We start from the raw sequence: 11,243 nt of genomic DNA, 5'->3' as shown, positions 1-11,243 counted from the left end.
ACAAAGGCGTACGGAACACTGACGGCGCCCGCCCACCTGTCCCCGACCGGACTCTTGGGCGGGCGCCGCCGCATGCCCCGGCAGCCTCGCGTCTACGGCACCCGGTACGTCTCCCCGTACACCTTCCACCGGAGCGGCGTGCGCAGGTCCAGGTTGCCGTCGTAGAGGAACTCCCGCTGGGCCGTGTCGATGCGGGAGGTGTCGATGGTGGCCTTCCTCGCCTTCATGGCCTTGCGGCGCACGTCGAGGAAGATGTCCAGGTAGTTCTTCTCGCTGCCGCCCTCGGAGGGGCTGTCGGCCTCCGCGAGGGCGCGCTCGCGCAGGCCGTAGAAGCTGTTCGGTCCCGTGCCGGGGCCGTGGAAGACCATCGCGTCGAAGTAGACGAACTGGCCCAGCGTGCCCAGGCCGTCGAGCTTGGCGAGCCGGACGGCCGGCTCGAAGTAGACGCGGTCGCGCTCCTTCTGCTGCGCGTCGCGGAACGCGGGGACCTTCGCCTCCCGCTTCCACGCCGTGACGAATCCCGGCTCAAGGCCCTGGTGCGAGGGCGTGCCGTCGACCTTGCGCAGGGCGGGCAGATAGCGCGCCAGCCCGTTGTGCGGATGGGCGTCGGTGTAGCGCTCGACCAGGGTCCGCAGGTCGTGGGTGCCGGTGCAGAAACCGATGATGCCCGCGGTGTAGCCCTGTCCGTCGCCGATGTCCTCGATGTAGCCGTAGGCGCTTCGCCAGTCGAGCGTGGAGTTCTCGGCGCTCGCCACGAGCCGCTGCGCCAGCTCCTTCTTCGCGGGCGCCTCCAGACCGGCCGGGGCGTCGGCGATGACCTCCGCGTCCTCGGCACGCTCCGACTCGGCCCGCGTCTTGGCCTCCTGGCGGGCCTGCCGGGCGGCGGACAGGCGCGTGCCCCCGGAGTCGCCGGACCCGTCGGGGGTGGCGGCGTACACGGCCGCGGTGACGACGACCGGCACGGCCGCGAACAGCAGGACTCCGGCTCGTCTCATGCGCCGGCCCCTCCCGTGAGATCGGATACCTTCACCAGGGCCAGGACCAGCAGCAACGCCAGCAGGGCCACGCAGGCGCCGGTCTGGACGAGGGTGCGGCGCCCGTCCCGGGGAGCGTACGCGTAGGCCAGCGTCACGGCGCCGCCGGCCAGCAGCCCGCCGAGGTGCGCCTCCCAGGACGTCACCCACGCGGACAGCACCAGCCAGAGCAGCAGGCCGCCCATGTGCTGGTTCACCGACCGCATGTCGTAGCCGAGGCGGCGGCCCATCACGTAGTAGGCGGCGCCGAGACCGAAGATCGCGCCGGACGCGCCGATCGTCAGGGTGTCCGGGGCGGCCAGCAGGACGAGGACCGAACCGCCCAGCGCCGACAGCAGGTAGAGGGCGAGGTAGCGGACGCGGCCCAGCTGCGCCTCCACGACGCGGCCGACGGTCCACAGCGAGGCCATGTTCATCACGAGGTGCAGCACGCCGATGCCGTCGTCCGGCGGCATGTGCAGGAACGCGCTGGTCAGCAGCCGCTCCCACTCACCGCCCACGAGGCCCTCGGCGTGCATGGAGCCGTACGGGTACTGCCACAGGTAGTGCGCGCCGTCCGTGTCCCGCAGCCCGGCGCCCCGCATGCCGAACCGGTCCACCACCGAGGACCGCGCCAGCTCCGCCAGGTAGGCGAGCACGTTCAGCCCGATCAGCACGTACGTCACCAGCGGCACGGCGCTGATCCGGCCGCCGAACACGGTCCGCGCCTGCCGTACCGTCCGCGCGCCCTCCTTCACGCACCCCACGCACTGGTGGCCGACCGAGGCCTCGCGCATGCAGGACGGGCAGATGTAGCGGTCGCAGCGGGTGCAGCGGACGTGGGACTCCACCCGTGGGTGGCGATAGCACGTGGTGACGGCTGATTCGGCGGTCACAACCGGCTCCTCGGAGGAAGGCTGGGCAGGAAACGAGCCGGTGGGGACGGCGGCGAACAAAATAGCGAACGGTGATCGCCACGGGGACACCAGGGCCGCGTGATCACGTAGGCTCGGCCCCCGGACGGCGAGGGGGGACCATGGCCGCGATCAGTCCGCGCAAGGTGGAGGAGACGGCACCTGCACTGGTGGGCGCCTACCGGTCGGCCGGGGTGTCGCTGCGCAAGCACGGCCTGGACGGACTGCGCGCCGCCGTCTACCTGGTGGTCGACTACTCGGGCTCCATGCGGCCGTACTACGAGGACGGCAGTGTGCAGGCGCTCGCCGACCGGGTGCTGGGCCTGTCCGCGCACCTGGACGACGACGGCCGGGTGCCCGTGGTGTTCTTCTCGACCGACGTCGACGCCGTCACCGACATCGCCCTCGACGGCCACGCGGGCCGTATCGGGCGGATCGCGGCTTCACTCGGGCACATGGGCAGGACCAGCTACCACCTGGCGATGGACGCCGTCATCGACCACTACCTGGACAGCGGCGCGAGCGCGCCCGCGCTGGTCGTCTTCCAGACCGACGGCGGCCCGATCAACAAGCTCGCCGCCGAACGCTACCTGTGCAAGGCGGCGCGGCTGCCGCTGTTCTGGCAGTTCGTCGGCTTCGGCGACCCGGACAGCCGGCAGTTCGAGTTCCTGCGCAAGCTGGACGAGCTGGCGGTGCCCGGCAAACGGCCCGTGGACAACGCGGGCTTCTTCCACGCGGGACGCGATCCGCGGCGGGTGTCGGACACCGAGCTGTACGACCGTCTCGTCGGCGAGTTCCCGCAGTGGCTGGCGGCCGCACGAGCCGCGGGCGTCGTGCCGCCGGGCTGAGCCACCGGTCACCGGCCCAGGAGCCCGGCTCCCGCGCCGGCCGCGTCCCCGAGGACCGCGTCCCGGCACTCCTCGGGTGTGCCCCACGCCGCGCGCAGGGCGCGGGCCCTGGTCAGCAGCAGGGACAGGTCGTCCTCGGCCGTGTACCCGATCGCGCCGTGCAGCTGGAGGGCCGCGCGAGCGGTGCCGTACGCCGCCTCGCAGGCCTTCAGCTTGGCGGCCGCCACGTCGGCGGGACGCAGGGTGAGCGCCGCACCGAGGAGCAGCGGCCGGGCGAACTCCAGGGCGATCCGCGCGTCGGCGAGGCGGTGCTTGACCGCCTGGAACGAGCCGATGGCCACGCCGAACTGGGTACGGCGCCCGACGTGCGCCACCGTCCGGTCCAGCAGGGCGAGCCCGGCGCCGAGGGCCTGGGCGGCGGTGGCGAGCCGGGCCCAGGTGAGCGCCTGCTCCACGGCCGGGCCGACCCCGGGGCCGCTCGCGAGGAGCTCACCGCCGGCCGGCAGGAGGGACAGCCGGCGCGCGGGATCCAGCGAGGGACGCGAGTCGGCGGGGGCGGGAGCGAGGCGGACTTCGGCGAGGCCGGGGCCGGGGCCGCGGCCGGCGGGGGACGGGCCGCGCCGCCGGCGCCGTGCACCGCCAGCCGGACGGCGGCCGCCTCCGCGTCCAGGGCGTACGACCCGGCCGGCGCCAGGGTCGCCATCGACTCGCCCGACAGCAGGCCGGGCAGGAACCGGCCGGCCGGTGCCGGGTCGTCCAGGGAGGCGAGCAGCACGGCCGCGCCCACCGTCTCGGCCAGCGGGCCCGGCAGCGCGTGCCGGCCCGACTCTACGCAGGCGACGGCGAGTTCCACCGGTCGCGGGCCCCAGCCGCCCCGCGCCTCGGGGACGGCGAGGCGGAACACCCCCGCGTCCGCGAACCGGCGCCACAGCGCCCGGCCGCCCGCGCGCTCGCCCCGGCTCCACTGCCGTACCGCCGACGCGGTGTCCGCGGCCGTCAGCATCGCGCGCAGGGAGCCGGCGAAGGCCCGCTGCTCGGTGTCGAGGAGGAAGCGCATCAGCGGCGTCCCTTCGGCAGGCCGAGCAGGCGCTCGGCGACGATGTCCCGCTGGATCTCGTTGGTGCCGGCGTAGATGGGGCCCGCGAGGGAGAACACGTACCCCTCCGCCCACGCCGTGTCCGCAAGCTCGCCCTCCTCGCCGAGGAGATCGAGGGCCGTCTCGTGCAGCGCGAGGTCGAGTTCGGACCAGAACACCTTGTTCATGCTGGACTCCGGGCCGGGCGCGGCGCCCTCCAGAACGCCGCAGGCGGCGGCGTACGTGAACAGCTGATAGGCGCGGGCGCCGATCAGGGCGTCCGCCACCCCGGCCCGGGCCCCCACCGGACCACCCTGGGCCCGCCACAGCTCCAGCAGCCGGCCGGCGGCGGCGAGGAACCGGCCGGGGGAGCGCAGGGTGAGGCCGCGTTCGTCGCCCGCCGTGGACATCGCGATCCGCCAGCCCCGGCCGGGCTCGCCGATCACGTCCTCGTCCGGCACGAACACCTCGTCCAGGAACAGCTCCGCGAAGGCGGGTCTCCCGTCCAGGCGGCGGATCGGACGGACGGTGACGCCGGGGGCCCGCAGGTCGAACATCAGATACGTGAGCCCCTGGTGCGGGCGCTCGGCCGCCGGGTCGCTGCGGAACAGCCCGAAGGCCCGGTCGGCGAAGGCCGCCCGGGAGGACCAGGTCTTCTGTCCGCTCAGGCGCCAGCCGCCCGAGGTGCGCACCGCCCGGGAGGTGAGCGAGGCCAGGTCCGAGCCCGCCTCCGGCTCCGACCAGGCCTGCGCCCAGACCACCTCGCCGGAGGCCATCGGCGGCAGCACGCGCGCGCGTTGCTCCTCCGTGCCGTGGCCGAGGAGGGTGGGCGCGAGCAGGCTGACGCCGTTCTGCCCGACCCGGCCCGGCGCGCCCGCCGCCCAGTACTCCTCCTCGAAGACCAGCCAGCGCAGCAGCCCGGCGTCCCGGCCGCCGTACTTCTCCGGCCAGGACACCACCGACCAGCGGTCCGCGGCCAGTTCGGCCTCCCAGGCGCGGTGCGCCGCGAAGCCCTCCGCCGTCTCCAGGGACGGCAGCGGGGTGCGCGGCACGTGCGCCTCCAGCCAGGCCCGGGCCTCGGCGCGGAACTTCTCGTCGTCCTCGGAGTGGGTCAGGTCCACGGTCGCCGTCACCAACCTTCCCTAACAAGTGTTTGGTAGGTTAGCGTGGCGCCATGACAGGCGTCGAGAGCCCGGCCTACGTACCCGGGCACGGACTGCTGCGGGGGCGCACCGCCGTCGTCACCGCGGCGGCCGGTGCCGGCATCGGCGGCGCGACCGCGCGCCGGTTCCTGGAGGAGGGCGCACGGGTCGTCATCAGCGACGCCCACACACGCCGGCTGAAGGAGTACGCGGCCGAGCTGGGCCGCGCGTTCCCGGGCGCGGTGAGCGCCGTACCGTGCGACGTCACCGACGAGGCCCAGGTGCGGGCCCTCTTCGACGCGGCCGCGGCCGAGCACGGCCGGCTGGACGTCGTCGTCAACAACGCCGGACTCGGCGGCACCGCGGAGCTCGCCGACATGACCGACGAGCAGTGGACCCGCGTCCTCGACGTCACCCTGAACGGCACCTTCCGCTGCACCCGGGCGGCCCTGCGCGCCATGCGGGAGACCGGCGGCGGGGTGATCGTCAACAACGCCTCCGTCGTCGGCTGGCGCGCCCAGGCCGGGCAGGCGCACTACGCCGCCGCCAAGGCCGGGGTGATGGCCCTGACCCGCTGCGCGGCCGTGGAGGCGGCCGCGTACGGCGTGCGGGTCAACGCGGTCGCCCCGAGCCTCGCCATGCACCCGCACCTGGTGAAGGTCACCTCCGCCGAGCTGCTGGCGGAACTCACCGCCCGCGAGGCCTTCGGGCGGTACGCGGAGCCCTGGGAGGTGGCCAACGTGATCGTGTTCCTCGCCTCCGGCTACTCCTCCTACATGACCGGCGAGGTCGTCGCCGTCAGCAGCCGGCACGCGTGATGACCCGGGCAGACCACAATGGGGGCGTGCCGACCAAGAAGAAGCCCCAGGTGACCGCGGCGGCCGCCCGGCGCGGCGAACTCCTCACCACCGCCGCCGAGGTGTTCGCCGAGCACGGCTACAACGCCACCACCGTCCGCAGGATCGCCGACCACGCCGGGATGCTCGCGGGCAGCCTCTACTACCACTTCGACTCCAAGGAGTCGATGCTCGAGGAGATCCTGCGGACCTTCCTCGACGAGCTGTGGGACGGCTACGACACCGTCCTCGCCTCCGGACTCGGGCCCCGCGAGACGCTGGAGGCGCTGGTCACCGAGTCCTTCCGGGAGATCGACCGGCACCGGGCCGCCGTCGCCATCTACCAGAAGGAGAGCAGGCAGCTCGCCGCCCAGGACCGGTTCGCGTTCCTCGCCGATTCCCAGCGCCGGTTCGAGAAGGCCTGGCTCAGCACGCTGGAACGCGGCGTCGCCGAACGGGTCTTCCGCGCCGACCTCGACGTGCGGCTCACCTACCGCTTCGTGCGGGACACCGTGTGGGTGGCCGCCTCCTGGTACCGGCCCGGCGGACAGCACAGCCCCGAGGAGATCGCCCGCCAGTACCTGTCGATGGTGCTCGACGGGATCGCCGTACGCGACGAGCAGAGCGGATAGAGCCCACCCAACGTCCCTTCCAGGCAGGGGAGTCGCCATGGCCGAGGCCTACATAGTCGAAGCGGTCCGCACGCCCGTCGGGCGGCGCGGGGGAGGGCTCGGCGGGGTGCACCCGGCCGACCTGGGCGCGCATGCGCTCACCGCGCTGATGGAGCGGACCGGCGTCGACCCGGCCGCCGTGGAGGACGTCGTCCTCGGCTGTCTGGACGCGGTCGGACCACAGGCCGGGGACATCGCCCGCACCTGCTGGCTCGCCGCGGGGCTGCCCGAGGAGGTGCCGGGCGTGACCGTCGACCGGCAGTGCGGCTCCTCCCAGCAGGCCGTGCACTTCGCCGCGCAGGCCGTGCTGTCCGGCACCCAGGACCTGGTCGTCGCGGGCGGCGTGCAGAACATGACCCAGGTGCCCATCGCCTTCGCCTCCCGGCAGGCCGCCGCCCCGCTCGGGCTGACGGAGGGTCCCTTCCAGGGCAGCGCCGGCTGGCGAGCCCGCTACGGCGACCAGCCGGTCAACCAGTTCACCGGCGCCGAGATGATCGCCGCCCGGTGGCACATCAGCCGCGAGGACCAGGAGGAGTTCGCCCTGCGCTCGCACCGGCGGGCGATCCGGGCGATCGACACCGGCCGCTTCGAGCGCGAGATCGTCCCCCTCGGGGACGTCACGGTGGACGAGGGCCCGCGCCGGGACACCACCCTGGAGAAGATGGCCGGGCTGAAGCCCGTCGTCGACGGCGGCACCATCACCGCCGCCTGCTCCTCCCAGGTCTCCGACGGCGCCGCCGCCCTGCTGCTCGCCTCCGAACGGGCGGTACGGGACCACGGGCTGCGCCCCCGCGCCCGCGTCCACCACCTCTCCGTACGCGGCGAGGACCCCGTCCGCATGCTCTCCGCCCCCATCCCGGCCACCGCACACGCGCTGCGCAGGACCGGACTGACCATCGACGCCATCGACCTGGTGGAGATCAACGAGGCCTTCGCGCCGGTCGTCCTCGCCTGGCTGAAGGAGACGGGCGCCGACCCCGGCAGGGTCAACGTCAACGGCGGCGCCATCGCCCTCGGCCACCCCCTCGGCGCGACCGGCGCCCGCCTGATGACGACGCTGCTGCACGAACTGGAGCGCACCGGCGGCCGCTACGGCCTCCAGACCATGTGCGAGGGCGGCGGCCAGGCCAACGTGACGATCATCGAACGGCTCTGAACCCGGCCCGCGCCCGCCGAACGCCGCCCCCGGTCCGCGGCCCCCCTCATCGCGGGGGAGCCGCACCGGGCGGCTCCGCTCCAGCGGGCGCCGAAGCACCGCCCGTCCGCAGCGCACCGATGATCTCCCCGGCCTGCGCCATCATCCCGTCCACCAGCTCCGCGCACGACGGCAGATCGTCGATCACCCCCGCCACCTGACCCGCCGCCATCACCCCGAGGTCCGTACGCCCCTCGACCATCGCCGACCTGAGCAGCATCGGCGTGTTCGCGGCCAGCAGCACCTGGCTCCACGACAACTCCTTGCCGTGTCTCAGCGCGAGCCCGTCACGGACCAGCTGCCGCCAGCCGAGCCCCGACAGCCGCCGGAAACCCGCCGCCTCCCGGAGTGCCCGGGCGAAGGCCCGCACCCGGCCCGACCGCTCCAGCGCCTCCACCAGCTCCGTGCGCAGCATCCGGTGCGGCAGCCCGTCCACCGCGCACGTCACCGTGACGTCCCGCACCGTCGCCGCCAGATACCGCGCCTTCACCGCGTTCGGCACCGTCGAGTCGGAGGTGAGCAGGAACCGCGTGCCCATCGCGACCCCGGCCGCCCCGTACGCCAGCGCCGCCACCAGCCCCCGCCCGTCGAAGAAGCCGCCCGCCGCCACGACCGGTATCCGCACCGCGTCCACCACCTGCGGCAGCAGCACGCTCGTCGCCACCTCACCGGTGTGCCCGCCGCCCTCGCCGCCCTGGACGATCACCGCGTCCGCGCCCCAGGCGGCCACCTTCTCGGCGTGCCGCCGCGCCCCGACCGACGGGACGACCACCACCCCGGCCTCCTTGAGCGCGGTGATCAGCTCGCGTGAAGGGGCGAGGGCGAAGGACGCCACCCGGACACCCTCCTCCAGCATGATCCGCACGCGGTCGGCCGCGTCGCCCGCGTCGGCCCGGAGGTTCACCCCGAACGGCGCCCCGGTCCGCGACCGCACCTCCCGCACCGCCTCGCGCAACTGGTCGAGCGTCATCGTCGCGGAGGCCAGGATGCCCAGGGCGCCCGCGTTCGCCGCCGCCGACACCAGCCTGGGCCCGGCCACCCATCCCATCCCGGTCTGCACGATCGGATGGCGGACCCCGACCAGCCGGGTGAGCGCGGTCTCCATCAGCCCCTCGCCCCCTCCGGCACCTCGCGTGCCCGGTCCCCGGCCGGATCCAGCACCTCACGGATCAGCCGCAGCTCCTCGGCCCCTGGCTCCCGGGTGCGTGGCACGCGGTCCGGGACCGCGAGCGGGAAGCCCGTGGCCTCCCGCACCTGCTCCGGGCTCACCCCGGGATGCAGCGAGGCGAGCCGCATCGAACGGTCCGGCGTGGAGAAGTCGAAGACCCCGAGATCGGAGACGACCCGCACGACATGGTGGAAGCGGGCCGTGGCGCCCAGCTCCGCCGCCCGGTCGTACCCCACCCCGCACACCATGTCCACGCGCTCCACGAACACCCGGCGCGCATGCCGGGGGACCCAGTAACTCGTCGGATTGTTGAGCGTGTTGAGCGAGGCTCCGCGCACCCCGAGGAGCTGCCGGCGGGGGCGCTCCCAGTCGCCGACGCAGGAGATGTTCTGGTTGCCGTACCGGTCGATCTGGCTCGCGCCCATCATCACGTGCCGGCGCCCGCCCGCCACCAGCGTCAGGTGCTGCCGGTAGGGCAGCCAGCCCTCGGGCGTGCCGTCCGGGCGGACCAGCAGCGCCTCGCCGTCGGTCAGCAGCAGATCCGGCGCGAAGGTGAGCCGCGCCAGCCGCGCGCCGAGCGAGGGGATCAGGCCCATCGGGCTCGCCAGGATCTCACCGGCGCCCCGCCAGGCCTCGGCGCAGGCGATCACGCAGTACTCGGCCCGGGTGACGCCCGTCCCACCCCCGGTGACGCTCATCGCCCCTGCTCCTTCCGCCACTCGTGCACCGCGGTCCGGTAGGCGTCCTCGTCCGGGCCGAGGAACCGCTCGGCGAACTCCGGCCACGGCGTGGACGCGTAGCACCGCTGGAACTCCTCGTCCCGGCCGTACTCCGGCGCGCAGGACGTGAAGTGCGCGCCGGCGGGCGCCTCCACCACGCCCGTCACCGCGAGCCGCTTGAGGAGCAGCGAGTGCGGAGCCGCGTCCTTGGTCAGCTCGGCGGTGTCCACGATCCGTTCGCAGGAGACGTAGGCCGCGTCCGCCGCCTCGCAGAACAGGTCGTCGAAGTACGGGTCCGGGCCGAGGCACCGGCCGTTGCCCAGCCGGTCGGCGCGGTCGACGTGCACCAGGGCCGCGTCCAGCCGCAGGGCGGGCATGGCCACGAACGTCTCCCCGTCCTCGTACGGCGAGGTGACCGTCCGCAGCCGCGGGTTGACCCGCATCACGTCCGAGCCGACCCCCGCCCGCACCGGCAGGAAGGGCAGCCGCTGCGCCGCCGCCTGGAGGCCCGACAGGAACATGCCCTCGTCGACCTCCGTGAGCCGGAGGCCGCCGCCCTCGCGTGCCGCCCGGTAGTGCGGCTCCAGCGGGATGGTGTCGAGCGTGACGAAGGCCGTGACCAGGTGGCTGATCCGGCCGGCCGCGGCCAGCATGCCGACGTCCGGACCGCCGCACGAGACGACCGTCAGGTCCCCGATCCCGGACCGCAGCAGCGCACGGACGAGGGTCATCGGTTTGCGGCGCGCACCCCAGCCGCCGATGCCGAGCGTCATGCCGCTCTCCAGCCGTGCGACCGCCTCGTCCGCGGTCATCGTCTTGTCGCCCATCTACGCGCCCTCCTTCCCGAACGTGTCGCGGATGTGGTCGGCCAGACCGCTGAGGTTGGCCTCGAAGGTGAAGCCCTGCTCGAACCGGTAGCTGCGGCGCACGTCGACCGGGTCGATGCCGTTGATGGCCGACTTGGCCATGCGCAGCAGCCGCCCGTCCTTGGCGGCGATCTCCCCGGCCAGCTCCCGCGCCGCCGACGGCAGGTCCGCGCGCGGCACCACGCGCCAGACCGAGCCGTGCCGGTGCAGCTCGGCGGCGGTCGCTCTGCGCCCGGTGAAGTACAGCGCCCGCATCAGGTGCTGCGGGACCAGCCGGGCCAGATGGGTCGCGGCACCCAGCGCGCCCCGGTCCAGCTCCGGCAGGCCGAAGGTGGCGTCCTCGCTCGCCACGATCGCGTCCGCGTTGCCCACCAGGCCTATCCCGCCGCCCAGACAGAAGCCCTGCACCGCCGCGACCACGGGTGTCTCGCACTCGTAGACCGCGGCGAAGGCCTCGGCGCACCCCTGGTTGGCGCCGATCAGCGCCTCGCGGCCGGCCGTCTGTATCTCCTTGATGTCCACGCCCGCGTTGAACCCGCGCCCCTCGGCGGCCAGCACGACGCACCGGACCCCCGGATCGCGGCCCGCCGCGCGGACGGCCTCGGCCAGCGCGAACCAGCCGGCCACCGGCAGCGCGTTCACCGGCGGGAAGTCGATCGTGACGAGCGAAATCCCCTTTTCCGGGGACGAGGTGGAGACACCCATGGACGCATCAGCTACCTTCGCACTCAACGCCTTTCCACCAAACATTTGTTAGGTGTGAGGCTTCGAAGCTAGCAGTCGGCGAAGACGAGCG

The 11,243-nt window shown here is 74.0% G+C and carries 11 protein-coding genes and 1 pseudogene; 4 read left to right on the top strand and 8 right to left on the bottom strand.

Going from position 1 to position 11,243, the window contains the following annotated elements; all coding sequences use genetic code 11:
* Window positions 1–92: 92 nt before the first annotated feature.
* Together N8I86_RS11350 and N8I86_RS11345 are read right to left on the bottom strand one after the other, a co-directional pair.
* On the bottom strand, window positions 93–995 hold the full coding sequence (locus tag N8I86_RS11350) for a chitosanase (protein WP_123438205.1): 903 nt from the start codon (window positions 993–995) through the stop codon (window positions 93–95).
* A complete protein-coding gene (locus N8I86_RS11345; protein ID WP_263277713.1) occupies window positions 992–1,909 on the bottom strand; it encodes a rhomboid family intramembrane serine protease in 918 nt (305 codons plus the stop codon). The genes N8I86_RS11350 and N8I86_RS11345 overlap by 4 nt, the downstream gene beginning before the upstream one ends.
* A gap of 140 nt (window positions 1,910–2,049) precedes the next feature.
* Between N8I86_RS11345 and N8I86_RS11340 the strand changes: the two genes are divergently transcribed.
* A complete protein-coding gene (locus N8I86_RS11340) occupies window positions 2,050–2,775 on the top strand; it encodes a VWA domain-containing protein (RefSeq protein ID WP_263277712.1) in 726 nt (241 codons plus the stop codon).
* An 8-nt stretch (window positions 2,776–2,783) separates the two neighbouring features.
* On the opposite strand, the pseudogene N8I86_RS11335 reads toward N8I86_RS11340, so the two are convergent.
* Both N8I86_RS11335 and N8I86_RS11330 read right to left on the bottom strand, forming a co-directional pair.
* Window positions 2,784–3,832, bottom strand: a pseudogene (locus N8I86_RS11335) (acyl-CoA dehydrogenase family protein).
* Window positions 3,832–4,971, bottom strand: coding sequence for an acyl-CoA dehydrogenase family protein (locus tag N8I86_RS11330; RefSeq protein WP_073894082.1), 1,140 nt, complete (start codon window positions 4,969–4,971; stop codon window positions 3,832–3,834). The pseudogene N8I86_RS11335 and the gene N8I86_RS11330 overlap by 1 nt, the downstream one beginning before the upstream one ends.
* Before the next feature lie 53 nt (window positions 4,972–5,024).
* On the opposite strand from N8I86_RS11330, the gene N8I86_RS11325 reads away from it, so the two are divergent.
* The 3 genes from N8I86_RS11325 to N8I86_RS11315 are packed head-to-tail and all read left to right on the top strand — an operon-like array spanning window position 5,025 to window position 7,655.
* Entirely contained in the window at window positions 5,025–5,810 is a 786-nt protein-coding gene (locus N8I86_RS11325; protein WP_263277711.1) for an SDR family oxidoreductase, read from the top strand.
* Window positions 5,811–5,836: 26 nt separating this feature from the next.
* Window positions 5,837–6,460 carry a TetR/AcrR family transcriptional regulator gene (locus N8I86_RS11320; protein ID WP_123438210.1) on the top strand — a complete coding sequence of 208 codons (624 nt, stop codon included), beginning with the start codon at window positions 5,837–5,839 and terminating at the stop codon, window positions 6,458–6,460.
* 37 nt (window positions 6,461–6,497) lie between these two features.
* Window positions 6,498–7,655 (top strand): acetyl-CoA C-acetyltransferase, encoded by a 1,158-nt coding sequence (locus N8I86_RS11315; protein ID WP_263277710.1) that lies wholly within the window; start codon window positions 6,498–6,500, stop codon window positions 7,653–7,655.
* A 46-nt stretch (window positions 7,656–7,701) separates the two neighbouring features.
* On the opposite strand, the gene N8I86_RS11310 is transcribed toward N8I86_RS11315, so the two are convergent.
* Genes N8I86_RS11310 through N8I86_RS11295 form a run of 4 tightly spaced genes read right to left on the bottom strand, consistent with a single transcriptional unit; the run spans window position 7,702 to window position 11,152 of the window.
* Complete coding sequence (locus N8I86_RS11310) at window positions 7,702–8,799, bottom strand: NAD(P)H-dependent flavin oxidoreductase (RefSeq protein WP_263277709.1); 1,098 nt, start codon at window positions 8,797–8,799, stop codon at window positions 7,702–7,704.
* The gene (locus N8I86_RS11305) at window positions 8,799–9,560 is read right to left on the bottom strand and encodes a CoA-transferase subunit beta (protein ID WP_073892760.1); all 762 of its coding nucleotides are present in this window, start codon (window positions 9,558–9,560) and stop codon (window positions 8,799–8,801) included. Before N8I86_RS11305 ends, N8I86_RS11310 begins: the two co-directional genes overlap by 1 nt.
* Entirely contained in the window at window positions 9,557–10,408 is an 852-nt protein-coding gene (locus N8I86_RS11300) for a CoA transferase subunit A (protein ID WP_073892759.1), read from the bottom strand. Before N8I86_RS11300 ends, N8I86_RS11305 begins: the two co-directional genes overlap by 4 nt.
* Window positions 10,409–11,152, bottom strand: coding sequence for an enoyl-CoA hydratase family protein (locus N8I86_RS11295; protein ID WP_263277708.1), 744 nt, complete (start codon window positions 11,150–11,152; stop codon window positions 10,409–10,411). It abuts the gene before it with no gap.
* Between the last annotated feature and the right edge of the window lie 91 nt (window positions 11,153–11,243).

The organism is Streptomyces albidicamelliae, from assembly GCF_025642175.1.
Classification (GTDB): Bacteria; Actinomycetota; Actinomycetes; order Streptomycetales; family Streptomycetaceae; genus Streptomyces; species Streptomyces albidocamelliae.
The sequence above is the reverse complement of the archived record's forward strand: the minus strand, read 5'-3'. Positions and strand labels throughout refer to the sequence as shown.

Excerpts from the sequence above, each read along its gene's own strand:
- N8I86_RS11350 (WP_123438205.1), bottom strand. The coding sequence starts at position 995 with ATGAGACGAGCCGGAGTCCTGCTGTTCGCGGCCGTGCCGGTCGTCGTC.
- N8I86_RS11340 (WP_263277712.1), top strand. The coding sequence starts at position 2,050 with ATGGCCGCGATCAGTCCGCGCAAGGTGGAGGAGACGGCACCTGCACTG.
- N8I86_RS11325 (WP_263277711.1), top strand. The coding sequence starts at position 5,025 with ATGACAGGCGTCGAGAGCCCGGCCTACGTACCCGGGCACGGACTGCTG.
- N8I86_RS11315 (WP_263277710.1), top strand. The coding sequence starts at position 6,498 with ATGGCCGAGGCCTACATAGTCGAAGCGGTCCGCACGCCCGTCGGGCGG.
- N8I86_RS11310 (WP_263277709.1), bottom strand. The coding sequence starts at position 8,799 with ATGGAGACCGCGCTCACCCGGCTGGTCGGGGTCCGCCATCCGATCGTG.
- N8I86_RS11305 (WP_073892760.1), bottom strand. The coding sequence starts at position 9,560 with ATGAGCGTCACCGGGGGTGGGACGGGCGTCACCCGGGCCGAGTACTGC.
- N8I86_RS11300 (WP_073892759.1), bottom strand. The coding sequence starts at position 10,408 with ATGGGCGACAAGACGATGACCGCGGACGAGGCGGTCGCACGGCTGGAG.
- N8I86_RS11295 (WP_263277708.1), bottom strand. The coding sequence starts at position 11,152 with ATGGGTGTCTCCACCTCGTCCCCGGAAAAGGGGATTTCGCTCGTCACG.